Origin of the sequence: Spirillospora sp. NPDC046719, from assembly GCF_040645715.1 — a bacterium.
Lineage (GTDB): Bacteria > Actinomycetota > Actinomycetes > Streptosporangiales > Streptosporangiaceae > Spirillospora.
Genome location: NZ_JBEYYT010000003.1, coordinates 40,690 through 66,640, shown reverse-complemented (window position 1 = coordinate 66,640; position 25,951 = coordinate 40,690). Strand labels below are relative to the sequence as shown.

At 70.6% G+C, this 25,951-nt stretch carries 20 protein-coding genes and 4 pseudogenes; 7 read left to right on the top strand and 17 right to left on the bottom strand.

Annotated elements, in window-relative coordinates; genetic code table 11:
• Nucleotides 1-434 precede the first annotated feature (434 nt).
• Nucleotides 435-1,352 carry an NADP-dependent oxidoreductase gene (locus ABZ914_RS01345; protein ID WP_500190847.1) on the top strand — a complete coding sequence of 306 codons (918 nt, stop codon included), beginning with the start codon at nucleotides 435-437 and terminating at the stop codon, nucleotides 1,350-1,352.
• A gap of 238 nt (nucleotides 1,353-1,590) precedes the next feature.
• Here ABZ914_RS01345 and ABZ914_RS01340 read toward each other — a convergent pair whose 3' ends face one another.
• Nucleotides 1,591-1,995 carry a thiolase C-terminal domain-containing protein gene (locus ABZ914_RS01340; protein ID WP_500190846.1) on the bottom strand — a complete coding sequence of 135 codons (405 nt, stop codon included), beginning with the start codon at nucleotides 1,993-1,995 and terminating at the stop codon, nucleotides 1,591-1,593.
• Nucleotides 1,996-2,137: 142 nt separating this feature from the next.
• A complete protein-coding gene (locus tag ABZ914_RS01335; protein ID WP_500190844.1) occupies nucleotides 2,138-2,737 on the bottom strand; it encodes a TetR/AcrR family transcriptional regulator in 600 nt (199 codons plus the stop codon).
• A gap of 128 nt (nucleotides 2,738-2,865) precedes the next feature.
• Here ABZ914_RS01335 and ABZ914_RS01330 point away from each other — a divergent pair, with 128 nt between their 5' ends.
• Both ABZ914_RS01330 and ABZ914_RS01325 read left to right on the top strand, forming a co-directional pair.
• Nucleotides 2,866-3,621 carry an SDR family NAD(P)-dependent oxidoreductase gene (locus tag ABZ914_RS01330; protein WP_500190842.1) on the top strand — a complete coding sequence of 252 codons (756 nt, stop codon included), beginning with the start codon at nucleotides 2,866-2,868 and terminating at the stop codon, nucleotides 3,619-3,621.
• A 123-nt stretch (nucleotides 3,622-3,744) separates the two neighbouring features.
• On the top strand, nucleotides 3,745-4,494 hold the full coding sequence (locus ABZ914_RS01325) for an SDR family oxidoreductase (protein WP_500190841.1): 750 nt from the start codon (nucleotides 3,745-3,747) through the stop codon (nucleotides 4,492-4,494).
• Nucleotides 4,495-4,953: 459 nt separating this feature from the next.
• Here ABZ914_RS01325 and ABZ914_RS01320 read toward each other — a convergent pair whose 3' ends face one another.
• From ABZ914_RS01320 to ABZ914_RS01305, 4 genes and pseudogenes are all read right to left on the bottom strand, one after another.
• A complete protein-coding gene (locus ABZ914_RS01320) occupies nucleotides 4,954-5,913 on the bottom strand; it encodes a C45 family autoproteolytic acyltransferase/hydrolase (RefSeq protein WP_500190839.1) in 960 nt (319 codons plus the stop codon).
• Between the two features lie 184 nt (nucleotides 5,914-6,097).
• Nucleotides 6,098-6,211 (bottom strand): annotated as a pseudogene (locus tag ABZ914_RS01315) (IS5/IS1182 family transposase); the annotation flags it as partial.
• 79 nt (nucleotides 6,212-6,290) lie between these two features.
• Nucleotides 6,291-6,442, bottom strand: a pseudogene (locus tag ABZ914_RS01310) (transposase family protein); the annotation flags it as partial.
• A 54-nt stretch (nucleotides 6,443-6,496) separates the two neighbouring features.
• Nucleotides 6,497-6,616: pseudogene (locus tag ABZ914_RS01305) on the bottom strand (transposase family protein); the annotation flags it as partial.
• Between the two features lie 178 nt (nucleotides 6,617-6,794).
• On the opposite strand from ABZ914_RS01305, the gene ABZ914_RS01300 reads away from it, so the two are divergent.
• Nucleotides 6,795-7,370: a GNAT family N-acetyltransferase gene (locus tag ABZ914_RS01300; RefSeq protein ID WP_500190837.1), complete on the top strand. Its 576-nt coding sequence runs from the start codon at nucleotides 6,795-6,797 to the stop codon at nucleotides 7,368-7,370.
• A 1,258-nt stretch (nucleotides 7,371-8,628) separates the two neighbouring features.
• Here the strand turns inward: ABZ914_RS01300 and ABZ914_RS01295 are convergent.
• The 4 genes and pseudogenes from ABZ914_RS01295 to ABZ914_RS01280 all read right to left on the bottom strand — a co-directional run bounded on the left by ABZ914_RS01295 (nucleotide 8,629) and on the right by ABZ914_RS01280 (nucleotide 13,393).
• A complete protein-coding gene (locus ABZ914_RS01295) occupies nucleotides 8,629-9,975 on the bottom strand; it encodes a sialidase family protein (RefSeq protein WP_500190835.1) in 1,347 nt (448 codons plus the stop codon).
• Nucleotides 9,976-10,393: 418 nt separating this feature from the next.
• Nucleotides 10,394-10,522 (bottom strand): annotated as a pseudogene (locus ABZ914_RS01290) (IS481 family transposase); the annotation flags it as partial.
• An 878-nt stretch (nucleotides 10,523-11,400) separates the two neighbouring features.
• Nucleotides 11,401-12,339 (bottom strand): alpha/beta fold hydrolase, encoded by a 939-nt coding sequence (locus tag ABZ914_RS01285; RefSeq protein ID WP_500190834.1) that lies wholly within the window; start codon nucleotides 12,337-12,339, stop codon nucleotides 11,401-11,403.
• Nucleotides 12,340-12,808: 469 nt separating this feature from the next.
• The gene (locus tag ABZ914_RS01280; protein ID WP_500190833.1) at nucleotides 12,809-13,393 is read right to left on the bottom strand and encodes an MFS transporter; all 585 of its coding nucleotides are present in this window, start codon (nucleotides 13,391-13,393) and stop codon (nucleotides 12,809-12,811) included.
• A gap of 95 nt (nucleotides 13,394-13,488) precedes the next feature.
• Here ABZ914_RS01280 and ABZ914_RS01275 point away from each other — a divergent pair, with 95 nt between their 5' ends.
• Both ABZ914_RS01275 and ABZ914_RS01270 read left to right on the top strand, forming a co-directional pair.
• Nucleotides 13,489-14,079, top strand: coding sequence for a TetR/AcrR family transcriptional regulator (locus tag ABZ914_RS01275; RefSeq protein ID WP_500190832.1), 591 nt, complete (start codon nucleotides 13,489-13,491; stop codon nucleotides 14,077-14,079).
• A gap of 201 nt (nucleotides 14,080-14,280) precedes the next feature.
• The gene (locus tag ABZ914_RS01270) at nucleotides 14,281-15,159 is read left to right on the top strand and encodes a GNAT family N-acetyltransferase (RefSeq protein WP_500190830.1); all 879 of its coding nucleotides are present in this window, start codon (nucleotides 14,281-14,283) and stop codon (nucleotides 15,157-15,159) included.
• Here the strand turns inward: ABZ914_RS01270 and ABZ914_RS01265 are convergent.
• Both ABZ914_RS01265 and ABZ914_RS01260 read right to left on the bottom strand, forming a co-directional pair.
• Complete coding sequence (locus tag ABZ914_RS01265) at nucleotides 15,154-17,673, bottom strand: tetratricopeptide repeat protein (RefSeq protein ID WP_500190828.1); 2,520 nt, start codon at nucleotides 17,671-17,673, stop codon at nucleotides 15,154-15,156. The two genes, ABZ914_RS01270 and ABZ914_RS01265, sit on opposite strands and share 6 nt — an antisense overlap.
• Entirely contained in the window at nucleotides 17,674-18,252 is a 579-nt protein-coding gene (locus ABZ914_RS01260; protein ID WP_500190827.1) for a hypothetical protein, read from the bottom strand. It lies immediately after the preceding gene.
• A 381-nt stretch (nucleotides 18,253-18,633) separates the two neighbouring features.
• Here ABZ914_RS01260 and ABZ914_RS01255 point away from each other — a divergent pair, with 381 nt between their 5' ends.
• Nucleotides 18,634-19,578, top strand: coding sequence for a quinone oxidoreductase family protein (locus ABZ914_RS01255; protein ID WP_500190826.1), 945 nt, complete (start codon nucleotides 18,634-18,636; stop codon nucleotides 19,576-19,578).
• A gap of 194 nt (nucleotides 19,579-19,772) precedes the next feature.
• Here ABZ914_RS01255 and ABZ914_RS01250 read toward each other — a convergent pair whose 3' ends face one another.
• The 5 genes from ABZ914_RS01250 to ABZ914_RS01230 all read right to left on the bottom strand — a co-directional run bounded on the left by ABZ914_RS01250 (nucleotide 19,773) and on the right by ABZ914_RS01230 (nucleotide 25,836).
• On the bottom strand, nucleotides 19,773-21,710 hold the full coding sequence (locus ABZ914_RS01250) for an oxidoreductase (RefSeq protein WP_500190824.1): 1,938 nt from the start codon (nucleotides 21,708-21,710) through the stop codon (nucleotides 19,773-19,775).
• A gap of 51 nt (nucleotides 21,711-21,761) precedes the next feature.
• Complete coding sequence (locus tag ABZ914_RS01245; RefSeq protein ID WP_500190822.1) at nucleotides 21,762-23,324, bottom strand: purine-cytosine permease family protein; 1,563 nt, start codon at nucleotides 23,322-23,324, stop codon at nucleotides 21,762-21,764.
• A gap of 115 nt (nucleotides 23,325-23,439) precedes the next feature.
• Nucleotides 23,440-24,294: an SDR family oxidoreductase gene (locus tag ABZ914_RS01240; protein WP_500190821.1), complete on the bottom strand. Its 855-nt coding sequence runs from the start codon at nucleotides 24,292-24,294 to the stop codon at nucleotides 23,440-23,442.
• On the bottom strand, nucleotides 24,287-25,036 hold the full coding sequence (locus ABZ914_RS01235; protein ID WP_500190819.1) for an SDR family NAD(P)-dependent oxidoreductase: 750 nt from the start codon (nucleotides 25,034-25,036) through the stop codon (nucleotides 24,287-24,289). Before ABZ914_RS01235 ends, ABZ914_RS01240 begins: the two co-directional genes overlap by 8 nt.
• Nucleotides 25,033-25,836 (bottom strand): SDR family NAD(P)-dependent oxidoreductase, encoded by an 804-nt coding sequence (locus ABZ914_RS01230; RefSeq protein WP_433154499.1) that lies wholly within the window; start codon nucleotides 25,834-25,836, stop codon nucleotides 25,033-25,035. Before ABZ914_RS01230 ends, ABZ914_RS01235 begins: the two co-directional genes overlap by 4 nt.
• Between the last annotated feature and the right edge of the window lie 115 nt (nucleotides 25,837-25,951).

Genomic DNA, 25,951 nt, shown 5'->3' with positions numbered 1-25,951 from the left:
CCTCGACGACCAGCGCCCAATCCGGTCACGGGCGCCAATGCACGCCGCGTCCGACAATGCGACCACAGTCGCGACAAATCCAGTTCGGAACTCCCGAATCCATCCCCCGGAGCTTCTTCACGCCGTGTTCGTGGAGACAAGCCGAGTCGTGATAACGCGAATAACCCGCGCTCGGCAACCTGGGCGACCGGTGCATCTCCTTGCGGTACAACCACCGCTCTACCGCGTCCAGGAGCCGCTCGACAAGCCGGTCAAACCTATCGCCCATGAAGAGACGGTAACGCTTCGTCGCCTCGACGCCCCAGGGCGCCGAGCGGTTGGCTCCGGCCGCCCGTACCGAACCACTGAAACGCGTCGCATTCTGCCTGAGTGGGGAACACACAGTCACGGACCTGCGAATAAAGCGGGCGAGCACGAGGTAGACGGAGGTTGGAATGAAGGCGATCGTCGCGACTGATCAGTCTGCGGAAGCGGCTGGGATCAAGCTGGCGGAGCGGCCTGAGCCGACGCCGGCGATCAACGATGTCGTCGTTGAGGTCCATGCGTCCGGCTTCGTCCCGGCAGAGTGGGAGTGGCCCTCGACGTGGGTCGACCGCTCCGGTCACGACCGGGTCCAGGCGATCATCGGCCACGAGTTCGCCGGAGTGGTCACCTCCCTCGGATACGGCACGACGGGACTCTCGCCGGGCCAGCGGGTCTTCGGGATCACGGACTGGCACCGCGACGGAACCCTGGCCGAGTACGCGGCCGTGGAGGCGCGCAACCTCGCGCCGCTGCCCGGGGACGTCGACTTCACGGTGGGTGCGAGCCTGCCGATCTCCGGCCTGACCGCGTGGCAGGGCCTGTTCCAGCATGGTCGTCTTCAGGCCGGACAGAGCGTCCTGGCACACGGCGCCGCCGGCGCGGTCGGATCCATGGTGACGCAGCTCGCGCGGGAGTTCGGCGCCTACGTCATCGGTACCGGGCGGGCGGCGGACCGCCAGGCGGCGCTCGACTTCGGCGCGAACGAGTTCCTCGCCCTCGACGACGCGGATCTCGAAGACGTCGGAGGTGTCGACCTGGTCTTCGATGTCATCGGTGGTGACGTCCAGAGGCGTTCGGCGAGCATCATCCGGCCCGGCGGGACGCTGGTGTCGGTGGTCGGGCCCGCAGAGACTCGCCCTGCCGACGGTCTCGCGGTCGACTTCGTCGTCGAGTCCGTCCCGAGTCAGCTGGTGGAGATCGTCGACCGGGTGCGGGACGGACGCCTTCGCACGCACATCGGAACCGTCGCGACCCTCGACGACGCCGTCCCGGTGCTCAACCCGACCGAGCGGCGCAAGGGCAAGACGGTCATTCGCGTGCGCCCCTGAGCTTCCTGAACGGACGGAACGAGCCCCACGCCAGCGGATTCGTCAGCGTGGCCACTGCTTCCTGCAGCACGGAGTCGGGGCAGCAACCCAGTGCGTCGCGGCGACGCGTTCTCCATCGAATTCGGCCAGTGGGATGGACCAGTCGCCCGGCCTGCTGGAAGCGAGCTCTTGGCGGGACGACGAACCTCGACGCCCGCCCCTGATGCTCGCAAAGCTGCGGCGGTGCTGACGCACCGTCTCAGCGGGGCGCGTTGTCATCGGGCTGTCGGCCCGCCCGACGTGTGCAGGACGGTGACTGCTGCATGGCGCCCGTGGCGCCATGGCACCGGCCGGTTCGATGCCTCCATGGGACGCCGACACCCCACCACACCGACCGGGCGGTCACCTCGATTTGTAGAGGCGGCACCGCCTCCTCGGGGACGGCGTGCGGTTCGTCCCAGCCGGGCTCGGCACCGCCTGGCCCGAAGCCGGTCACGACGGCGGCGCCGCCAAGTCCGAGGTTGTGCTGCAGAGCGACCTCTGCTCTCTCGACCTGGCGCCGACCGACAGCGCCCCGCAACTGCCAGGTCAGTTCAGCGCATTGCGCCAGATCAGCGGCGCCCAGCGGATGCCTCTTCGCGATGAGCCTGCCCGACGGATGCACAACCGACCCGTCCCCCCGTAGGTGGTGGCCTCGCGCTCGACGAGCAGGTGCCGCTCTCCTTCCCGAACCGAGCGCGATCGGCCGCCTCCTGCGACAGGCGGACGCGAGACCCGGCCTGCGCTGCCGGAGTCGGGCGCGCGGATCAGGCGCGGAGGGCGTCGATCAGGGCATCGACGGCGGCGAGCGCGGCGGTCGTGTCGAGTCCGGTGCGGGAGACCAGGGAGAGGCCCTGGACGGTGAACAGCAGCAGTCGGGCCTGGGCCTCGGGGGTGGCGTCCTGGGTGACCTCGCCGTCGGCCTGCGCGCGCCGCAGCGCGTCGGCGACGATCTGGGTGAAGCGGGTGTGCGAGCGGGCCACGATCTCGCTGGCCTCGGCATCGTGCGGGACGAGTTCGGCGGTGGTGTTGCCGATCATGCACCCTTGGGGAGCGCCGACGTCGGAGGCGAATTCCTGCGCCCGGACCGGGTTGGCGAGCACCTCGCGCAGCGCCGGTAGCACCGGCCCGGCCTCCAGCGCCGCGACCAGCTCGCGTTCGTAGGTATCCCAGTAAAGCTGGACCGCCGCCAGGTAGAACTGCCGCTTGTCGCCGAAGGCGCCGTACAGGCTGCCCCGCTCCAGGGCCAGAGCGTCGACGAGGTCCTGGACGGAGGTGGCTCCGTAGCCCCGGGACCAGAACAGCAGGAGCGCGCGCTCCAGCGCCTGGTCCTTGTCGAATGCGCGGGGGCGTCCGGTCCGTGCCATGCCCCCAGGCTACGACTTTTTGACCGCGTGCACAAAAGCTCGTATGGTGACGCCCACAGGACTTCTTGAACAGCCACACATAAGTCCCTCGGCGCCCGGGCGCGCCGGGCGGCGAGAGGCAGGACGACATGGACTTCACCGGGAAGACGGCGCTGATCACCGGATCGGGCGCCATCGGCGGGCTCGGGCACGCGACGGCGCGGATTCTCGCCGCTGGCGGAGCGAACGTGATCATCACTGGCACCGACCCGGACCGCGGCGCCCAGGTCGTGGACGACGTGCGGAGCGCGGCCGCCTCCGCCGGAGCGGCCGGCACCGTGCGCTTCGTTCCCGCCGACCTGGCAGACCCGCAGGCCGTGCAGCGGCTGGCCGACGAGGCCGGGGCGGTGGACATCCTCATCAACAACGCGGGCGTCGTCCCGTTCAGCGCGACCGCCGACCAGGACATCGCCGACTACGACGCCGCCTTCGCGGTCAACGTGCGCGCACCGTTCGTCCTGACCGCCCGGCTCGCGCCGAAGATGGCCGCCGGCGGGGGCGGCAGCATCGTCAACGTCAGCTCCACCGCGGCCGGCCTGGGCATGCCGCCGATGGCGGTCTACGGCGCCACCAAGGCGGCGCTGGAGTCCCTGACCCGCACCTGGGCGGCCGAGTTCGCCACGTCCAACGTGCGCGTCAACGCCGTGGCGCCCGGTCCGATAACCACCTCCAAGGTGGTGGCGGCCATGGGGCCCGACCTCGGCGGCATGGGGCTGACCACCGCCCTGAAGCGCGCCGCCGACCCGGCCGAGGTCGCCCAGGTGATCGCCTTCATCGCGGGCGACCAGGCCAGCTACATGACCGGTGCCATCGTGGCCGCCGACGGCGGCCGCACCGCCATCTGACCCGCGCCACGCCTGCCGCCGACACGGCAAGGGCGGCATGGCGTTCTCCGAGATGGCGGGGACGACCGTCATCGTTGCCGGCTAACAAACCACGCATCCTGGCGAGTGAGAGGAATGAATTCGATGGGTCGTCTTGAGGGAAAGCACGCACTGATCACGGGCGGGACGGGCGGCATCGGGCTCGCGACCGCCAAGGAGTTCCTCGCCGAGGGAGCGACCGTCGCGATCACTGGACGCTCGCAGGAACGGCTGGACGAGGCCGCCCGGCAGCTGGACGGCCCGCTGCTGCCCGTCCTCAGCGACGCCGGCGACACCCCCGGCCAGGCGGCGCTCGCGGCACAGCTGCGGCGGGAGTGGCCCAAGCTCGACATCTTGATGAGCAACGCCGCCGACGTCACCCACCTCCCGATCGAAGCATGGACCGAAGAGGCATTCGACAAACTCGTCGCCACCAACCTCAAGGCGCCGTTCTTCCTGATCAAGGACCTGCTGCCGCTCTTCTCACGGCAGGCCTCGGTCATCCTCGTCGGCTCGGTCTCCGCGTTCATCGGGCACGAGAACGCAGCGGTCTATGGCGCCGCCAAGGCCGGCCTGCTCTCCCTCTCCCGCGGGCTGACCTATGAGCTGAAGGACCGGGGTATCCGTGTCAACGGGCTGAGCCCGGGGCCGACCGTCACCGACACCTTCAAGCCGCTCGGCCCAGAGCGACAGGCCGCCATCTACGACGAAATCCGGAGGACCGTGCCCCTCCACCGCCTCGGCACCGCCACCGAGTTGGCCAAGGCGGCCGTCTACCTGGCCTCGGACGAGTCGGCCTACACAGCCGGCACCGTGCTGCGCGTTGACGGCGGCATCGGGGAGCTCGCGTACTGATCTCCTGCACCGCGACTCACTGAGGCCGGCGTCGCCCCTCTCGCGCGCACCGGTCGACACTGCGGCGGCCTCCCGTCCCCACTGGGCTCACCATGAGCGTCATCCCCCACCGCCACGGGTGCTTCCTGGCGTGACCTGCCAGAACGCTAGGCAGCGTGGCAGACGGTTGGGGGCGGGAGCGAACGCCGGGCTGAAGGTCCGGCAGACTCGGCGGCCGCCATACGCTGGGCCGCTCCTGCAGCATCGGGACTCTGGTCAGCACCACCTGGATGCCGGTGCGGACCTTGCCGTGACGGCCGTAGACCAGGCACCGTGCCCAACACTCGTATGGCCAAATTTCTGACCGCCTGCTTCACCTACGAGGCGGTCGGACGGGTAGTGGCACGCGTTCGGGCGCCGGATCGATCCCGGCGCGACGGCGCCCGATCGTCCCGCCACCATCCCCGCGTGCGTGGTGCGTCAAGGGGCATCGTTCCCGTCCCGCTTCCCTAAGGTGACGGTGCGTGCTCCTGGAGAGAAGCGGGTGAAGGACTGCTCCCAGTGCTCGTCAGGCCAGTGGTACGTCACATGGCCCCTGGCGGGGCGGTAGTGCGCCGTGTACACCGTGCCCAGCCACTGGTCGTAGCCGTACTGGTAAAGCGGTGGTCGCAGCATCGCCGTCACGTCAACGCCCGCCGCCTGCACGGTGGCCAGTCGCTTGCGGGTCCGAGTGGATCGCTCCTGCTCGTCTGGAATCGGTAGGTGCTGGTGGTTGGTGGCGCAACCGTCGGGCTCTTCGATCAGCGGGATGTCGGGCCCCACGAAGACCGTCGCGGCCTGGTCCGGGTCGACTAGGGTGACGTTCTGCGGGATCGCGACGGGTATGGTGCGCAGTCTGCCGATCGCTTCGTCGACGGTCTGGCAGGTTTCCAGCAAATAGCGCAGCACAAGGGGGATGGCGAATCCCGGCCCGTGGACGAACCGTCCGCCGAAGGTGAGCGAGATCGCGAGACCGGCGTCGTTCATGCCGTCCAGCAAGCCCCACCCCGCTTCTTGCATGCCGATCACGGGCCGCAGGAAATGGGAGGAGACGATGGTGGCTTCGCAGTGGTCGGGGGCGAAGTCGTAGTTCCTGAGCAACGCGCCCCTGCCGCCGATCTGGGTGCAGCCGGAGAAGAACGGCCGCACCGCGGCCAGCGTGAGAACGGTGCCCGCCCAGGGAGTGGCCAGTTGGCCGGCGAGCCGGTCAAGTGCTGGGACCAGCTCGGGCATGTGGACCTCGAACAGCCTCCGCGCCCGTACCGCACCCTGCGGGGTCCGGCCTTCCTCGGTCAGCCGGCTCTCCGCGCCCATCATTATCGGCCGGACGTGCGCGGCCCATCGCCCATCGCCGCCGTCGCCGATCTCGATCGCATGGAACGTCTTGATGTATTGGCTCATGGCAGGAGACTCAACTATTTTTTCGGCCCTTTTTTCAATCCGTACGGGCGTCTCCAGTAGGGACGCATACCAGGGTCAGACGGGCTTCGTGCATGTCGTCGACGGAACCAGTGAGCCTTTTCAGCGGGATGGCCTTGGCGATGCGACCGGTGCGGAAGGGGCAGCGCAGCGTTCGCAGGATTCACCATGACTTGAGCTGGGCGTTCCCTCGTTCTGCGGGCGCGCGGAGCTCGGCGTGTCGACGGTCGGCGTCCTTCTGTGGTTCGGACTTGTCGCGTCCCTTGTAGGGCGTGAGGGCCGTGCGCGCTGGCGCCCTGGTGGGCATTGTCGGCCAGCACGAGCAATCCGGTGGTGGCGAACGTCCGGATGACGCCCTAGATGCGGCCCGCGGCCAGGTCGTGGACCGATCCGCGCAGCGGCCCCGACACCCACAGCAGGGCATCGTCTGGGGCGGCGATGACCTGGTGCTTCATGCCGTGGGGTGATGCTTTCCCAAGTAGTACGGCCGGTCGGCGACGACCCGGTCGATCGCTGGCGGCACCGAGTTGGGGCGACCAGGTCGCCAGCGCGTCGCGATGGCCTCGTTGACGTAGCGCCACGCGTTGGTGGTGGAGACGACGAAGCCCGCGTCCAGTTCGGCGAAGGTCTCGCCTTTGCGCAGTTGGGCCAGGGTCATCAACGCCTGCAGCGCGGGCGTCAACCGCCCCTACCCGGGGCTCCTCGACGTTCCGCAGCAACCACACCGACCGCGACCATCACGTCATCACCCTGAGCGCCTCGGTGTCTCGTCAGTTCCTGTCGGCGATCGCCACGTCGGTGTTGCGACGTCGCGCGTAGTAATCCGTTTTGTGTCACCACGGCTCTCTGCCAGCATGAAGCCCATGCGCCACCCTCTCGACACGCTGGACTGGCCGATTTCCACCGACCGACTGCTGTTGCGCCGAGCCACCCCCGACGACCTGGACGCGACCTGGGTCTTCCGGCAACTGCCGGAGGTTCACGATTGGGTCGGGGCCGCCACGGCGACGTACGACGACTACCGTGAGCGTTTTCTCCGTAAGGAGCGACTCTCAGACCTGATCGTCGTCGAACTGGACGGCCGGGTGATCGGCGATCTGACGCTGCAGGTCCAGGACGCTTGGGCCCAGGAGGAGGTCGCTGACCAGGCGAAAAGCGTCCAAGGAGAGCTCGGATGGACGTTGGATCCCTCCTACGGCGGCAAGGGCTACGCCACCGAAGCGGTACGCGCCCTCATCGACGTCGCCTTCAGGAGTCTTGGCCTGCGCCGCCTGCACGCGGAGTGTTTCTACGACAACGAACCTTCGTGGCGGCTGATGGAGCGGGTTGGGATGCGCCGCGAACAGCACACGGTGAAAGACTCTCTCCACCGCACCAAGGGATGGCTCGACGGTCTCTCATACGCGCTCCTGGCCGAGGAATGGCCCGTGTCCGAGTGATGGACCGCCGTGCTGTCCGATCTCAGCAGCGTTGACACAGTCTCATCGACTGACGCACTGCTAGGCCCGGCGGCAGTGCCCGGCTCTTGCTGCCGTTCTTCTTGCGGTGCCGGCGGGCGACGCCGGCGGCGTAGGCCAAGGTCTGGCGCGATAACGGCAGCGAAGCACGACACAAAAACATGCGTACCGCTGACGCAGACGAGCGATTGTGAGGGATCAACCCTCCCGCCAGGGGCTTCTCAACGTCCCGGGAGCCACACCGACCGCGACCATCACGTGATCAGCAGTCCCCGCCCCGCCGCTGACAAAGGGCTCAGTACACGTGCGCGACCGCCCGTTCCACGACCCGGCGTTGGGAGCCCACACCACACCGCGCTAGGTGTCATGATCGTCGCTGCGGCCGCCGAGCACCAAGTCCGAGCTCCGCTGAAGCCGCCCGCGCCTGCCCCGAACTGGCAACACCGTTTGGAGCAGTGGAGCCGCGGACTCGGCCGGGACGATCGCGGCGGCCGTTGTCGGCGGAGTACGCGAGATCGTCATCGTCAGCCTGCCGCGATGCAGCTGTGCACCCGCCGACCTCCCCCGAAAGATTGGGCGTACTCGGAGTCATAGGCCAGGAGAGCACCACCTCATGCCCGTGCAGTCGCAGAAGGAGTACCGGGAACCGTGCCGGCGGTGAGGGACATTCCTCGCCCCGGTAGCCGGACGGATGCACCATCCCGTCGGCATGGACTCCCACCTACCCGCGCGTGAGCGGTGAGCCGCCAGCGATCCAGCGCATCAGGACTGAGGTTCGCGGTGGCGCAGTCCAGCCGGTGGAGCCACCGGCCGCCTACGCCTCCGTCCCTCGTCTGCAGCTCAGCGGCGATTGCACTGTGGAGCCATGGGAGCCGCCGTCCTCGAGTGATCCCAGACAATGACGGCTCGCATTGGCGCCCCGCGTCGGTCGTGCTCGGCCGACACGTCAGGCCGCCGACCAAGGACGGCGGACGGAGCGCGGGCACTGCCGTAGAGGCGACCGCGCTCTGTGGCGGCTGCGCTCAGCGACACCAGCGATTGCAGAATCATGCGACGTCGTCGGTGGTCATTCGCCGAATCCGCTGATCAGCGCCGTGGCGGGCGCTCCGGATTCGGCGTCCGCGCCCGCTCACCCCTGCCACTCGGCAGTGAAGCGGGACGAAACCCGCTGTTCGGCGGTCGGCCGGACCGCGTGCGACCCGCCGGTGGCCGAGGCCCCCGGCGGGTCGCGTCCGGCTGGTCAGTTGTAGAAGGTCGCGCTGTGGATGTCCACCGGGTTGGCGGTGTCGCCGGTGGCCACGCCATAGACGGCCACGAACGCGGAGCCGGTCGAGACCAGGCCCGTGTAGTCACCGAGCATCCGGCCGGAACTCGTCGACGGGACCGCCCGCGCGTCGAACGGGCCCTCGATGTGCCGCTCGCGCCACGCCCCAGGCTTCGTGCAGTCGCTCCCGCAGGTCACGGCCCAGAAGTCGGTGGGCAGCGTGGCGGCCGAGGTGTTGTTGCGGAAGTCGTAGTACGTGACCGCCAGGGCGCCGCCGGGAGACACGGCGATCGCCGGGACCGCGGCCGAACCGGTGGGGGTCTTGTCGACGCGGACCGGGCTGGACCAGGTCTTGCCGTCGTCCGCGGACCGGGCGTACGCCACGTGGAAGGTGCCGTCGGTGTCCTGGGTCGGCCAGACCGCGTTCACGACCTTGCTGTTCGGCTGGGCCGCCAGCAGCGGCAGCGTCGCGTTGCGCACCGGGTCACCCGAGTCGTCCGGGTCAGGGATCTTGGTGCCCACCGCGAAGGGGGCCGCCACGTTCAGCGTCGGCGCCGACCAGGTGCTGCCGCCGTCGGTCGAGCGGATGACCTGGGTCGCGGCGGTGGTGTTGGTCTCCTGGTGCAGGCCCATCACCAGCGTCCCGTCTGCCATCGGGACCAACTCGGTGCCAATGGCGCCGCTGTTGGCGGGGAAGTCGTACACCTTCTTCGTGGTCCAGGTGCGCCCGTCGTCGGTCGACTTCGCCATGTAGACCGGCTGCACCCAGTCGCCGTTCGACTGGGTGTCGACCCGGTCCCACACCGCGTAGACCACACCCGGGTGGTACGGATCGGCGGTGATCGCCGGACGGTCGTTGAAGAACTCGGGGTCGTCGTCCCGCTGCAGCGTCGCGGGGGCGTCCCAGTGCTTGCCGCCGTCACCGGACCGCGAAACGAGGATGGCCGTCACCTCGCCGGTGCGCGACAGCGAGAACGACGCGGCGATCGCCGCACCGGACGGCGTGACCGTGATCCAGTGGTCGGTCGTCACGTCGTAGTCTCCGCCGTTGGCCGCGGTTCCGCCGTTGCAGCGGGAGAACGCGGGCTGGTTAGCCGACGGATGCCAGGTCGCACCGTAATCGTCGGAAACGGCGGTGACGGCCCCGTTGCTGCCGTACCGGTTCCACCGGTCCTGCTGGTACACCGTGACGAGATGCCACGGCCGCTTCGGGTCCCGCGCCACCATCGGCTGGACCTCGGTGTTCGGGTTGAGCACGTAGCCGTCGCCCGCGGGCAGGCCACAGCCCGCCGGCAGCGCACTGGTGCCCGAGACGGGCACCACGCCGGCGGGGTCGGAACCATCGGCTAAGGCGGGCTGAGCCGCAGCGATGCAGGCGAGCACGGTGGCCGCAGCGGCCACCACCAACCTGGGACGTCGTTTCAACGGTGTCTTCCTCACTTCGGGGGGTGTCGCCGCAGAGGCGCCGGGACGTGCGGAAGCCGCCACCGGCGCGTTCCCAGCGGCGCCAAACGGCACGACCGACCCTACAGTTCCATGATCAAAAATGTGCCGTGGTCGGCGGAGCCGACGGCATCGGTAGGAGGTGTGATCGGGGAGCGCACAATGGCCGGTGCGAAGGACTCCAAGATCGGTCTGCGTCACGAGCGGGTCATCTCGACGTTCGTCATGCTCAGCCAGAACCGAGGGCAGGCGGTCAAGCACACCGCGCCGAGTGCGGTGCGTCGGCGGGTGGGTTGGTGCTACTGGTGAACACCTGCTGGTAGTCCCATTCGGTGGCCAGGGTGCGGTTGAAGCGTTCGACCTTGCCGTTTGCGGGGCAGTGCGAGCGGACGAGTTCGTGGCGTACGCCCGGTTCGGTCTGGGCGGCGAAGTCGCGGCCGGTGCAACACCTCAGCCGGATGCGCACGGGTGGCGCTGACCCGCAGGCAGCGGGACTCGCGCCCAAGGCGTAGTCCGTTCTGACCGGCGGCCGACGGGACGTGACGGCGGCGCCGATGTGCCGAGTCGCCGGCATGCCGGGCAGCCAGGACGGCGCCTCGCCCGCCAAAGGCTCACCGTCGTCCGACGCCCCCGGGACGGCTAGCAACGGGACGATGCCTTTGTCGGGCCCGGCCAGCGAGCCACGCGCGGGGCTCGGCGTGGCTCGCCGGGCGATCCGCCCCTCCGATCGGACGCGGAGCCTGTCGGAACCGCCGCCCCACTCCGCCAGCAGCGTGCGCAGCTCGGCGCGCGCCTCGACGAGGTACGCGGTCGGGGCGTGTTGAACCAGGTCCGCACCATGTTCGGTGCAGACGGTCCTTGGGGGCGCCCCGGCGGCTCGGCGGGCGCGGTCGCCAGCGATGAGCGCGGCGATACATACGCCGGTGCAGGTCGACGGATGCTCCGCGAACACGAGCAGCAAGCCGCGCCCAACAACCAGGCGGACGCTCGGGCGCCCGATGCCGGGACCCACGCTGGGGCTGTCCCCCGCAGAGCATGACGGCATCCCGCTCCCGAGGCTAGGCCCCGCCAGGAACAGGAGGCGCGGCAGCACGCCATCGCCTCCTCTGCGGCACGTCCAACTGCATAACTGCGCACGCGTGGCGGCCACGGTACCTCCGGCGTCGCTCTACCGCCGCATGCGGCCCGGTGCGGATCTGTTCGACGACCCGATCGGCCGTGTCCTGTACGGCCTCCTGGGCTGAAACGCGGCGTCAAGTGAACGGCTCCGGGAGGATCGGGCAGCGCTCGTGACATCGACCGGTGTCAGTCGCCGTCGAGGATGAAGCCGGCCAGCGCGGCGGCGACGGCTTCGGGCTGCTCATCGGGGATGAAGTGTCCGGCGTCGGGCACGACGACCCCGGTCGCGTCGTCGGCCCATGGGCTGATGGAGGCCGCCATGTCCGGGATGGAGCCGTGGCTGCTGGAGATCCCGAGGACGGGCACGCTGAGGTGCCGCCGCTCGAGCGCCTCGTGGTTCTTGCGCGCCGACTCGGCTGCGTCCCGGTAGTAGGCGAGGGAAGCGCGGAGGCCACCGTCGACGGCGACGGCCGCTGCGTAGTGATCGAGCTCGGCGTCGTCGAACGTGTCGGGTGAGAGGACCTTCGTTTTCAGGAACCAGCCGACGTAGTCCCGTTCGCGGCCGGCGAGCAGCGTCTCGGGCAGGTCGGGCACAAGGTGGAACGCGAAATGCCAGGTCTTCCACGCCCTATCCGGGTCGGTGGGAATCGCTTCCGGAAGGGTGATGCCGGGAATGCCGGCGTCGAGTAGAGCGACCCCGCGCAGTTGGCTCTCGAATCGAAGTGCGAGGGAGAAGGCGACCCAGGCGCCGATGTCGTGCGCGGCCAGCCAGTAAGTCGACACTCCGAGAGCCTTCACGGCCGCGTGGACGTGCGCGGCGACCGTGTGCGTGTCGTAGCTGCGCTCCGGACGCTCGGAATGGCCCTGACCCGGCAGGTCGATCGCGATGACGTGGAACCGGCCGGCGAGGCTGGGCATCACCTTTCGCCAAGCCCACCAGGTCTGCGGGAATCCGGCGAGCAGGACGACGGTCGGGCCGGCCGGCAGGCCGCCTTCGACGGCATGAAGGCGGACGCCGTCCGCGTTGACCCAGCGGTGAGTGAATCCCGCCAGGTCGTGAAGGGGCAGATCGGGGACAGGGTTGCTTTCGCAGGCGCGCCAAGCGCTGGTCGCGGGGTCAGTCACGGGGATTCTCCATCGGTGTTAGGTATGCCGGTTCGGTGCTTCGCCCGCGGGTTAGGCTCGCGGACACGGTGTAGATGACGAGAGCGGCCGGCGTGGTGCTCGAAATCCGGGTCCCGGGGGTCTGATCGATGAGGCCAGTAGCAGGACGGGGCCGACGAGCCCGGAATGGGGGAACACGGTCGCGCTGAGCTCGGTCCGGTTGCCGGGATCGCACAATGCGTCCGTGACGCCGAGGCCATAGCGGAGCGGAGTCCCGACAGCCGCTCTGGGGAAGACGGTGCCGACAACGGAAACAGGCGCGGAGTGAGTCCAGAGCGCCGCCTCGATGACGATCATTTTGATGGCCGGTAGGCCCGTCGGCGGTGCGATGAGCTGAGTCGGCGGTGCACTGATGAACAGGACGCGGCCAAGGTCGATATGCCCAGGTCGTCACGTAGAAACGCCGGGGTCAGAGACGAGAAGGAGCCGTTCACGCCGGAGGACGCGGCGACGAGCAACCACCGGCGGGAAACAAGCGAGCCCGACTCATGCCGGAGGGTCGGCGAATGCGAGGCGGCCCACGCGTCCTTCGACCCGCGAGCCAGGCAATCCTCGCGACGGCACAGACAACCAGGTAGCACCAGAACACGGTGCGCGTTGGTGCTTGGACGAACTGCGCGAGCAGGCCCGCGGCGATGGTGCCGAGACTCAGGCCACCGACGTCGGCGGCGGTAGCCGGCACAGCTCCACCCCTTCGGCCGGGCACGATCTCCGCGATCGATGACGTCGCTGTTGCGGTGATGAGGGCGGTCGCCGTACGGCTGAGGGCCCGTGAGATCAGCAGGATGGCGAGGCCGGTGGCGAGCGCGAATCCGAGAGAGCTGAGCGCTGTGAGCGCGAGCGCTGCGGTGATGACGGGCCCGAAGCCGAACTTCGACACCCACAGGATGGACAGCGTCATGGTCATCGTCTCGCCGGCCATGACGACGGTGCAGATGAGGACGACGACGGCCAGGGCCCCGTGGCCTGCTTGTCGCGCTGCCGCGAAGTGCGAGGGACGCCCTGCCATGACCATGCCCGGAGGCTAACACATCTTGAACTGTTTAGTTCAAGATAGGATGGTGTGCAGCGCAGCCCCGAGACATCGACACACCGGCAAGGACGTGCCACGTGGCAGGCAAGAAGCAGTTCGACATGGACGCGGCGCTTGACGCCGCGATGATCCAGTTCTGGCGCGCCGGCTACGCCGACACCTCGCTAGACGATCTGTCCCGGGCGACCGGCCTGAATCGCAGCTCCATCTACTCCTCGCTCGGCGACAAGGACACGCTCTTCCTGCGCTGCCTGGAGCGTTATGCCGCGCGCTACGGCGACAAGTACGACGCCGCCCTGTCGTGTGCGGCCTCGGAGCCCCTCACGGCCGTTCGTGCGTTCTTCGACGTCACCCTCGAGCGCATCGCCGATCCCGAACTGCCGGATGGATGCCTGGTCGCCCAATCGGCCATGGCGATCCCGGTGCTGAGCCCGAGCATCGCGGCGCACGCGAAGGAGGCGCTGGGCGTCCAGCGCCTGCGTCTACGCGCCGCCCTGAAGGCCGGCCGATTGACCGACCAGGACGCCGAGGCCTTCGCCGAACACGTGGCGGCCGTGAACCAGTCTCTCGCCGTCATGAGCAGAGCCGGGGCGAGCCCGGCGCAGCTCCTGGCCATTGTGGGCGTAACCGTCGACGCGCTCGCACAGGCGGTGCGCTCGCGCGACTAGCACCCCAGGTCGACATCAGCCGAACCGACCACCCGCGAAGTACGGGTCCAGGATCAACTGGCGATGGCGGGTGTGGTGTGGGCGAGGCATGCAGCCCTCGATCGCTTCCGGGTGGTGCTGGATCACTCTGAGCCGACACTTGATCATGCCGGTCAGTCGCTCCCGTCTCATCCCTGCGGGACCATGCGTCCCATGGACTCCGTGCGGATCAGACTCATGACACCGGACGACCTGCCCGCCGCCCAGCGCGCCTCCGACGCCGCCTTCCTGGAGGCGGACCGGATGCACCGGCGCTGGGACGAGCCGGAGCCCGAGCCGCTGGACGAGGCCGCCGCCCGCGCCTGGATCGAGGGGATCGGCCACCACGTCGCGACCGACCCGGGCGGCTGCTGGGTCGCCGAGGCGGACGGCGGCGAGATCGTCGGCCTCGCGGTCGCGCAGAACCGGGGCGGCGTCTGGTACCTGGCGGTCTTCAGCGTCCTGCCGGGCCTCCAGGGCAAGGGCGTCGGCCGCAGGCTCTTCGACGCCGCCCTGGCGCACGCGGGCGACCGTCCCGGCCTGATCTCCTCGTCCCCGCACCCGGCCGCGACCCGCCGCTACCGCCTCGCGGGTTTCGCACTGCACCCGCTGATGAGCATGACCGGACGCGTCGACCGCAGCGTCCTTCCCGCGATCGACGGCCTCCGCGAAGGACGCCCGGACGACTTCGAATGGATGGACGCGCTCGACATCACCCTGCGCGGCGGCCCCCATGGCGCCGACCATCCGCACATGCTGGAGCGGCGGCGGCTGATCGTCTCGTCCTCCCCCGGCGAGCGGCCCGGCTACGTCTACCTCGACAAGGACGAGGGGAATCCGATCCTGCTGGCCGCCGCCCAGGTCGAGACCGCCAAGCGGCTCCTGTGGGAGGCACTCGCGCACACCCGGCAGAAGGCCGTCATCAGCCACATCACGGCCGGGAACCCCTGGGCCATCGACATCGGCCTGGCCGCCCGCCTCGACCTCGGCCGGGATGGCTACCTCGCCCTGCGCGGGATTCCCGAACCGGCGCCCTATCTCGCAAGCAGGCATCATCTATGAATGATCAGAGTCAGGGCTGATGCCGGCTCGGCGGGTCTCTTCCACAGCCTGGCGGGCGATGGCCTCGCCGGGCTCGTCGCCCACCTCGGCGAAGCTTTCCACGGCCGCCAGCCCCACCGCGATCGCTTCCTCGAACCGCCGCGCCTGCCGCAGTGCGTTCCCCAGGTTGGTCAGCGCCGTGCCTTCGCCGTGCCGGTCGCCGAGCTCGCGGCAGATGGCCCAGTCCTGCTGGTGGGCGGCGATCGCCTCGTCGAAGCGCCCCATCTCGATCAGCGCGAGCCCCAGGTTGCCCAGCGCCGTGCCTTCGGCTTGTCGGTCGCCGGTCTCGTGGTAGAAGGCGGCGGCCTGCTGGTGGGCGGTGACCGCCTCGTCGAACCGCCCCACCTCGACCAGCGCGAGGCCTAGGTCGTTCAGCGCCCCACCTTCGCTGTGCCGGTCGCCGAGCTCGCGGAAGATGTCGGCAGCGTCCTGATGGGCGATGATCGCCTCCTCGAACCGCCCCACCTCGACCAGCGCGCTCCCCAGGCTGTTCAGTGCCGTGCCTTCGCCATGCCGGTCGCCGAGCTCCCGGAGGATGCCGGCGGCGTCCTGGTGGGCCGCGACCGCCTCCTCGAACCGCCCTACCTCGACCAGGGCGTTCCCCAGGTTGCCCAGCGCCCCGCCTTCGCTGCGCCGGTCGCCGAGCTCGCGGAAGATATCGGCAGCGTCCTGATGGGCGATGATCGCCTCCTCGAACCGCCCCACCCCGGCCAGCGCGCTCCCCAGGTTGTTCAGTCCCCCGCCTTCGCCATGCCGGTCGCCGGTCTCGCGGAAGATGGCCAGGTTCTGCTGGTGGGCGGTGATCGCCTCGTCGAACCGCCGCACCTGGGCCAGCGCGCTCCCCAGGTTGTTGAGCGCCCCGCCTTCGCTGCGCCGGTCGCCGAGCTCGCGGAAGATATCGGCAGCGTCCTGGTGGGCCGTGATCGCCTCCTCGAACTGCCGCGCCCCGACCAGTGCGAGCCCCAGGGTGCTCAATGCCCCGCCTTCGCCGTGCCGGTCGCCGGTGCGTGCGGCGGTGTCGCGGGCGAGGGTCGACAGGGTGATCCAGTCGTTGAACAGCCGCCGCCAATCCAGGAAGCGGGCCAAGGCCAGGGCCAGGGTGACGGTGGTCTTGGGGTGGCCGGTGTCGGCGGCGGTGCGTGCGGCCGCGGTCAGGTTGGGCAGTTCGGTGTCCAGCCACGCCAGCGCCTCCTCCCGGGTGGCGAACCCGCAGGCGGCCGGGTCGGCGGCGGTCGGGTCCAGATGGGCGTCGGCCGCTCTGGTGACGGCGAGGTAGTGGTCCAGCAGGCGGTGCAGGGCCTGCTCGCGGTGGTCGGTGTCAGCGTGTTGCAGGCCGAGGGTGGTGGCGTACTGGCGGACCAGGTCGTGCATCCGCCACCGGTCGGGGGCGGCTCCGCGTTCGATCAGGTGCGCACGGGCCAGGTCCTTCGACATCTTTCGGGTAGTTGGTTCGTCTTGATCGGTGAGGACGGCGGCTGCGGTGGTGGAGGTGTCGGGGCCGGGGTTGACGGTCAGCAGCCGGAACAGGTGCCGCTGGTCGGGGGTGAGGGTGCGGTAGGACAGCTCGAACGCGCGCCGCACGCCGTCGCGTCCGTACGCCAGTCCCTCGATGGGCTGGACCTGGCGGAGTTCACGGGTGAGGGCGATGGGGGTGTGGCCGGGGTCTTCGGCCAGCAGCGCTGCCGCGATCCGCAACGCCAAGGGCAGATACCCGCACGCCTCGGCCAGGGCGGCGGCGCCGACGGGGTCGGCGGGGATGCGGGTGTCGTGTGGGTGGGCGATGCGCAGCGTCTCGTCCAGCATCGCCACCGCGTCGTCGACGTCCAGGACGTTCAGGTCGAGCAGGCGGGCGTTGAGCATGGCCAGGGTGTGGCGGGAGGTGACGATCGCGGCGTTCATCCCGTCGGTGGGCAGCAGCAGTTCGGCCTGGTGGGGGGTGTTGACGTTGTCGGCGACCACCAGGACCCGCCGGCCGCTGGCGGCGAACTCGGTCAGGATCGACCGGAAGACGCGCGAGCGGTCCTGGGCGTGGGTCGGGATGTGCTCGCCCGGGACGCCGAGGGCGCCGAGCATGCCTTCCAGCACCTGACCGGGGTCGCGGCGGCGGTCGTCGTCGTAGCCGAACAGGTCGGCGAACAACACGCCGCCCGGAAACCAGCCGCGCCGCAGCGCCGCCCGCGCGGCCTGGACGGCCAGTTCGGTCTTGCCCACTCCCGCCAGGCCGCCGACCGCGGTCACCACGACCGCCCGCGCTCGCTCGGTCCCCGCCCGGTCTGCGGAAGCGGTGGGCGTCAGGGAGTCCAGCAGGCGGTCCAGGTCGCGTTGCCGTCCGGTGAAGGCGGGTGAGCCCGCGGGCAGTCCCGAGGTCGCCAAGGAGACCTGCGGCGGCAGCATGACCGTGATGTCGCGGCCCAGGATCGCCGGGCCGACCACGATTCCACCCGAGATCTCGTTCCGGGTCTGCGGCACCGGCACTCAAGCCTCCGCCGACGCATCGTCGGGCCGATCCCGTGAGCCGGGCCCGGCGGCCTCATCGGAGGGTTCTTCAGCGGGCCTGGGAGAGGCAGGCGAGGGCTGCGCGGCGCCGGGCGCAGGCGTTCCGTGAGAGGTCACCGGCCCGCTGATGTCACGGCCCATTACCAGCGGACCGTAGTTCATCCCGCCGCTGAAGGTGTTGGACACCGCCCCGTCCGCTGACTCATCCTCCGACTCCGGGCTGCCCGCGAACCCGGACTCGGTGCGGGACGGCGGGGCAGGGGCAGTCGGCGGCGTGGGGGCCGGCGGGCCGGAGGTGACCGGGCCGCTGATGTCGCGGCCCATCACCAGCGGGCCTGCGTTGGTTCCGCCGCTGAAGGTGTTGCTCGTGGCGGCGGCAGAAGGATGGGGCCGCAGGGGCAGGGCCATCACGAACGCGGCCAGCGCCGCGAACGCGCTGAGCACGCCGGCCAGCCATCCGGCCTGTTCCAGCCCCTGCACCAGCCAGAACACCGCCAGCACCACCGCGGCCACCACCGCGACCGCCACGCCCGCCCACACCAGCACGCGTCCGCTCATGGCGGCATCATCACCCTTGCCGTCCGGTCAGGACGCGTCCTCGGACACACACGCCCACAAACGGCCACGCCGAAAGCCCGAACCGGGGTGGCCGGGGGCCGGTCGAGCGGCTACGGATCTGTGCCAGCGGGACCGAGGCCCACCGTTATACGGGCCCAGAAGTTCCTGGCCGAAACCCCCGAGTCATCGACGGCGGCTGCCCCCGGCCCCGGCGCCGAGCAGCAAGAACTCACCGCTTAGCCTGCTGAAACAGGGTCACGCGGCGGCCGACCCGCACACCGCTTCGCTGCCCTGTGAATCTCTTTACATCAATCGATAGAGCTCATCGACCCCGACACCTGCTCCTCACGTCACTGGGTCCGTAGCGCACTGGAGTCCGTCATGCTCGCTGCCCGCCTGCACGGGTGGAACACCGCCCCGGCCGTCGAGGAAGTCGCTCCACCGCACCCCGGGGACGATGAGGTGACCGTCGACATCGAGGCCGCCGCCGTCACGCACCTGGACCTCACCCTGATGTCCGGGACCTTCGCCTACCGCCCCGAACTGCCGTTCATCCCCGGCGCCGCGGGCATCGGCACCGTCAGCGCGGGCGACGACTCCCTGCTCGGACGCCGAGTGCTGGTCCGGGGCGGCGGTATCGGCCTGGAACGGCCGGGTACCTGGGCCGAGCAGGTGACCGTCCCGCTCACCGCGGTACGGACCATCCCCGCCGACGCCGACGCCGCGCTCGCCGCCACCTGCTACTCCCCCATGACCACGGCCTGGGCCGCCGTCGACCCGGTCGGCCACGTCGCCGAGGGCGAACGCGTCCTGGTCACCGGCGCCTCCGGCGGCGTCGGCTCGCTGGCCGTCCAACTCGCCGCCCGGGCCGGCGCCCACGTGATCGCCCTGGTACGCGACGAGAACAAGGCCGCCTCCGTACCCCCGGCCGCCCATGAGGTCCTCATCGGCCGCGGCCCCGAGGCTCTGACCGCGGCGGCTGCCGACGGGGGCGTCGACCTGCTTCTCGACACCATCGGCGGCGACACCCTGCCCACCTTCCTGCCGGCCATGCGCCCGGGCGGACGGGCCGTTCTCATCGGCTACGTCGCCGGCAAGACCCTCACCCTCGACCTGCCTTCCCTCCTGGCCCAGGACATCAGACTGCTCCCCTTGAACATGGTCCGCCGCCCCGTCCCCGACGAGGTGTTCCACCGCCTGCTCACCGACCTGACCGAGCAGCGCCTGACCTTGAACACCACCGCCTACCCCATCACCCGCATAGCCCAGGCACTGCAGGCCCGCACCGGCGGCAGGGTGGCAGGGACCGTGGCCATCACCATGTGACGACCCTCAAGCCACGAGAACGGACATCCCGTCAGTGCCCTATATCCATAGACCCGCGGATCGCGCTGTCCGGCTATGGGGATCCCCGCCCGCCCGGTGCCTGCGCGAGGCTCATCCCGGGCGGGCGGTGGTACGGTGCGCCGTCTCCTGGTCCTTGGTGCGGTCGGCCGAAGCCCGCCGCGGCGTCCGGAGGTTCAGATGAGGCGGGCCGTCCAGAAGGCGGCGTGGATCGCGTCGAACACGCGGCCGGGCCTGTCGGCGGAACCGATGGTCCGCGCCGGGACGCCGGCCGCGTCCAGCTCGGCCTGCAGGGTGCTCCTCGATGGTTCCCTGCCCAGCGCGACGACCACGGCGTCGGCCTCCACCAGGCTCTCGGCGCCGTCCGACCGGACCCGCACGCCCTTGTCCTCGATCGCGGTGGCCTCGTGGCCGAGTCTCACCTCGGCACCGGCCTTGACGAGGAGTTTGGGCAGTTCCTCGGCGTCGTAGTGGACCTCGTCGCCGCGGATGAGCGAGTCGCCCCTCTCCAGCACGGTCACGCGGGTGCCCTCCAGTTCGGCGACGCGCATCGCGGTCTCGACGCCCTGGAAGCCGCCGCCGACGACGGCGACGGATCGTCCCGCCAGCGCGTCCGCGTGGGCGGTGACGTCGTTCGGGCCGATGACCAGCGCCGTGTCGGAGACCGGGCCGGGGAACGGCCGCTGCGGGGCGCCGGTGGCAAGGACGACCTCGTCGAATCCGTCGGCGAGGGCGGCCGCGTCGGCCGCGGCCCTCCTGATCTCGATGCCGCGCCGTTCCACCTCGTGCACCAGGTGCCGGCGCAGCTCGGCGATGTCGATCTTGAACGTCGAGCCGACGGCGTGGTTGAGGTCGCCGCCGAGCTCCCGCGGCTCGAACAGCACGACCCGGTGGCCCCGGTCGTGCAGGATCGCGGCGGCCCGCAGCCCGGCCGGCCCGCCGCCCGCGACGGCGACGCGCTTGGCGGCGGGCGCCGTCCCGATCGGGAAGCGCCCCTCCTCCACGACGGTCGGGTTGACGGTGCAGCCCACGCTGCGCTTGGCCTCCAGGCCCCGCACCAGGCAGCCGTCGTTGCAGCGGATGCAGGGGACGATCTCCAGGTGCCGTCCCGTGCGGGCCTTCTCGGGCCACTGGGGGTCGGCGAGCATGGCGCGTCCGACCGAGACGAGGTCGGCGCTGCCCGAGGCGATGATCTCGTCCGCCACCTCCGGGGAGACGAGCGAGCCCGAGGCGATGACCGGGATCGACACGGCGGGCTTGATCTTCTCCCAGCCCCAGCGGTGGAGCTGGCGCGGCATGAACCAGGAACTGGCCTCGTAGTGCTGCAGGGCGTGGTGGCCGCCGGAGGCGTGGACGACGTCGACGCCGTGCTCTTCCAGCAGCCGGCACAGCTCGACGGTCTCCTCGATCGTGATGCCGTCGGGCTCGTAGTCGGTGACCGAGAGCCGGACGCTCAGCGGGAAGTCGCGCGGCACGCGGGCGCGGACGCTGTCGACGATCTCCAGCAGGATGCGGCGGCGGTTCTCCGCGCTGCCGCCGTACTCGTCGGTCCGCTTGTTCGTGTGCGGGGACAGGAAGTTGGTGATCAGGTAGCCGTGCCCGGCGTGGATCTCCACGAGGTCGAAGCGCGCCGCGTGGGCTCGCGCCGCCGCCTCGCCGAAGCTGCGCACCACTCCCCCGATCTCCTCGATCGTCATGGGGGTGGGGCGGATGCCGAACGGCATCTCGGCGACGTCCCAGGAGGAGTCCGACGCCGACTTCATGGGAGCGGTGCCGAGGAAGCGCTGGCGGCCGCTGTGCACGAGCTGCAGCCCGGCGCGGGCGCCGCCGGCCCGGATCTCGTCGGCGAGCCAGCCGAGGCCCGCCACATGGTTCTGGTTGGAGGCGCCGGGCTGCCCGTGGATGGACTTGGCCGCGTCGTCGTCGACGTAGGTGTACTCGACCATGACGAGGCCGGCTCCGCCCTCGCCGAGCGTCCGGTAGTGGTCGATCGTGCGCTGGGTGACGGTCCCGTCGGGGTTGCAGGTGCCGGTCGTGTTGGGCGACTTGACGATGCGGTTGCGCACCTTCAGGGTGCCGATCGTGACGGGTTGAAAGAGGCTGTCGAATGCCATCGGTGCTCGCTTTCCTGGGTGTGTCCGGTAAGTCGGCGGCGGTCCGGTGGGTCAGCGGCGGCGGGCGAGCGTGGCGGTGGCGCAGCCGTCGCAGACGGGGGCGTCGCCGGCCGCGGGTTCGCGGTCCATCTCGAGGACGACGTAGGACTTCGCGCAGCGGTGGCACTCGGCCCGCGTCGCCGCGGCGTCCTCGACCTCCAGGCGCGGATCCGGCCTGGCGGGGACGGCGAGCGGGCGCGCCTTGACCGCCAACGCGTAGAGGACGACGCTCAGCACCAGCGCGACGACGGGCGCGCCCTCGGCGAGCAGTGCGGGCACGCCGGGGCCCTCCGCGCAGTAGATGCCGGCCCCGGCCGCGACCAGCCAGACGGCCAGCCCCCAGGTGACGCGGGGCAGCCGCAGCGCACGGAACTCCGGCCCGGAGGCGCGGTCCCCCGGCACGAGCGCGTAGTGGGTGACGGCGATGCCGACCCAGCTGACGAGGAACACGCCCTGCCAGGTGAGGGCCCTGTTCAGGTAGCTGAAGACGTCGGTGAGCATCAGCAGGAAGACCACGGCCGTGGTGGCGAGGACCAGGGGGATGCGTCCGAGCCGCCGCCCGGTCAGGCCGGCGATGAGGCGTTCCCAGTTCGAGGACGCCTGGTAGTAGTTCAGGCTGTTGATCCTGGCCTGCGACACGACGATGAGGACGAGCCCGGCCGCACCGAGGGTGGCGAGGATCGCCTCGACGACCCCCGTCTCGGCCGCCGGCCGGTCGGGGATGGCGGCGCGGACGAGGAAGATGCCCGCCGCTCCGTTGGCCGCGAACAGCAGGACGTAGAAGACCCAGCCGAAGGTGACGTGCTTGTGGAAGCGGTCGTCCTCGGGCTTGGCGAAGCGGGCGAAGTCCACCGTGGTGGGCATCGTGAGGTAGATGCCCATGTAGAGGATGACGCTCAGCAGCCAGCCCGGCATCGGGCGGGCCTCCGGCGGCACGATGCCCTGGAAGGAGAGCCAGCCGCCGCCGTCGAACCTGACCGCGGCGACGATCACGGCGACGACGATGCCCACGAGGTAGAGGGGCAGCAGGACGCCGTTGAGGCGGGCCATCCACGTCTGCACGCCGCCGAGCATCAGCGGGAGCATGACCAGGGCGACGATCGCGTACCAGACCCGGACGTCCCAGCCCGGGGTGTAGTGCTCGAACGCGACGGCCAGGGTGCTGCTCTCGAACACCGCGTAGTAGGTGGTGTTGGCCGCGACCAGGAGGGCGGTGAGCGAGGCGCCCACGACGCCGAACATCCGCCGCGACAGCAGCGTGCTGTTGAGGCCGCTGCGCCGGGCCCACCCGGCGAGCAGCATGTTGATCAGGCTGTAGACCGCCACCGAGACGCCGATGGCGGTCAGCGCGGCGGAGGTGCCGTAGAGGCCGGCGGCCAGGGCGCCGTAGAACAGCCAGACCATGGCGCTCAGCAGCGACCAGAAGGACATGGTGAGCTGCCAGCGCCCGACTCTGGCGGTGGGCGGGACGGCGTGGGTGGTGTAGTCGTCCGCGCGCTGCTCGGCGACGACGTCGGGGTCGTCGGTGGTGCTCGTCCGCAGCGGCGGGAGGGTGTTCTCCGGGGCCAGCGACATGGTCGCTCCAAGGGCATGAAGGGGTGAGTGGTTCCGGCCATCGGCCGGATGAATGCGTGCCGGGTGATGCATGTGCGGCCGCGGCCCCCGCGCAGCCGCCTTACGTCTTCGCTGGTCAGGACCTCAGTTCGGCCGGATCCAGGTCGGTACCGCCGGCGGGGCGCCCGATGCCGCGGACACCGAACCCGCTGTCGGTCCACACGCACTCGCCGGTCGTCAGCGGGGCCGCGTCGGAGGCGAGGTAGACGAAGGCCCCCGCGTGATCGGCCGGTTCGGGGATGAACCCCTGCGGGATGACCTGCTCCGCGCCGGGCAGGACGGCGTCGATCGGGTCCTGGCCGAGGGCGGTCAGTCCCTGCATGCGGGTCCTGGCCACCCCGACGGCCACGCCGTTCACCCTGATCCGCGGCGCGAACTCCCAGGCGAGCTGGCGGACGATGCCGAGGTTCGCGTGCTTGGTCGAGACGTACAGGACACCGTCGTCGACCGCGCGGTAGCTGGCGATGGAGCAGGAGAAGATCATGTTCCCGCCGGTCTCCAGCAGCGCGGGCAGCGCCGCGCGCGCGCCGAGCAGGTACCCCTTGACGTTGATGGCGTAGATCTCGTCGATCGCCGCCTCCAGCCGGTCCAGCGGGATGCCGGCCAGCGGGAGGTTGCCCGCCCCGACGCCGGCGTTGCCGACGAACACGTCGAGGCGGCCGAAGGCGTCCACCGCGTCCCGGACGGCCCGCTGGTTGTCGGCCAGGCTCTCCGCGAGCCCGACCGTGGCGTGCACGTCGTCTCCGAACTCCTCGGCGGTCGCCGTGGCGGCTTCGGCGTCGCGGTCCAGGATCGCGACCTTCGCTCCCGCCTCGACGTAGGCTTCCACCACCGCGCGCCCGATCCCGGCGGCACCGCCGGTGACGAGTGCGACCTTCCCCGCGAGCGCCGGCCCGCCGCTCTGACGGCCGGGTACGTGACGACTAGGCATGTACAGCTCCTCCGTTGACATCGATGACGGCTCCGGTCAGGAACCCGCTGCCCTCCCCCACCAGGGCCGGGACGAGTGAGGCGATCTCCTCGGGCGCGCCGAGCCGGCCGACGGGGATCCGCGCGGCCAGGTCCTGTTCGGTGAGCCCGGAGGCGGCGGCGTAGTCGAGCAGGTGCTCGGTGCGGACCGTCCCGGGGTTCAGCACGTTCGCGGTCACCCCGGTCCCCGCCGTCTCCACGGCGAGCTGGCGGGTGAAGCCGGCCAGGCCCGCCTTGGCCGCCACGTAGCCGATCGCGTTGCCCGCCTGCGGGGCGGCGGCGACGACGGAGCCGATGTTGAGGATGCGTCCCCAGCCCCGCCGCACCATCCCGTCCAGTACCGCCTGGCACATCAGGAACGGCACGGTGAGGTTCAGCTCGAGCTGCCGGTCCCAGTGCTCGCGCGAGGTGTCCGCGGTGGTCGTGGCGTCGACGAAGCCGCCCGCGTTGTTCACGAGGATGTCGACGCGGCCCGCCGCGTCGATGAGCGCGTCGCGGCCGGCCAGGGTCGTCAGGTCGCCCGCGCAGGCGGTGGCGGTGCCCTTCGCGCTCAGGCTCGCGGCCTGCGCCGCGAGGCGGTCGCGGTCCCGGCCGCCGAGGACGACCGCGGCGCCCTCGGCGACGAGCGCCCCGGCGATCGCGGCGCCGATGCCGCGACCGGCGCCGGTGACGACCGCCACCCGGCCGTCCAGCCGCCCGGTCATCCGGCGGCCCGCACGCGTCCTCCGGGGCGCGCGATGCCCCGGATGCCGAGGCCGCTGTCCGCGGTCACCATCGTGCCGGTCATCACGGCCGACTCGGAACGGGACGCCAGCAGGGTGAAGATGCCGCTGTAGGCGTCGATGCCGGGGATCTCCTGCAGCGGAAGCGCCTCCTTGGTGCCGTCGAGGACGGAGTCCGTCGCCGCCTGCCCGAGTGAGGCCGCCCCCCGCAGGCGGGTGGGCGCGACGCCGGGCGCGACGCCGTTCACCCGCACGTCCGGAGCGAGCTCGTACGCCAGCTGCCGGACGAGGCCCTCGACGGCGTGCTTGGACGCCGTGTAGAGGACGCCGCCGCCCGCGGCGTTGGATCCGGCGAACGATCCGGTGAGGATGACCGAGCCACGCGACTCCACGAGCGCGTCCAGCGCCGCCCGGACGCCCAGGATGGGCGCCAGGACGTTCACGCCGAACAGTTCCTCGAAGCCGGCCTGGAGCCGGTCGCCCGGGATGTCCTCCAGCGGACGCGCGGCGTCGGTGATCCCGGCGTTGCCGACGAAGACGTCGAGCCGGCCCCAGGTGTCCAGCGCGGTCCGGACGGCCTGGACGTTGCCGGCCCAGGACCGGACGTCGGCGACGAGCGGAACCACACGGTCTCCCAGCTCGGCTTTGAGCTCGGTGACCTTCTCCGACACGTCCACGGCGACGACGCGCGCCCCTTCGGCGGCGTACCGGGTGACGACGGCCCGGCCGATCCCGGAACCGGCCCCGGTGAAGACCACGACCTGCCCTTCCAGCGAACCCACAGCAGTTCCTCTCACTTCTCGACGAGCCACCACATATGCATGCAAAAGTACATTCAGTTTTGTATGCACATATGGAGCCCCAAAAGGACACCCCCGGTCGGCGGGCGGCCGGTCG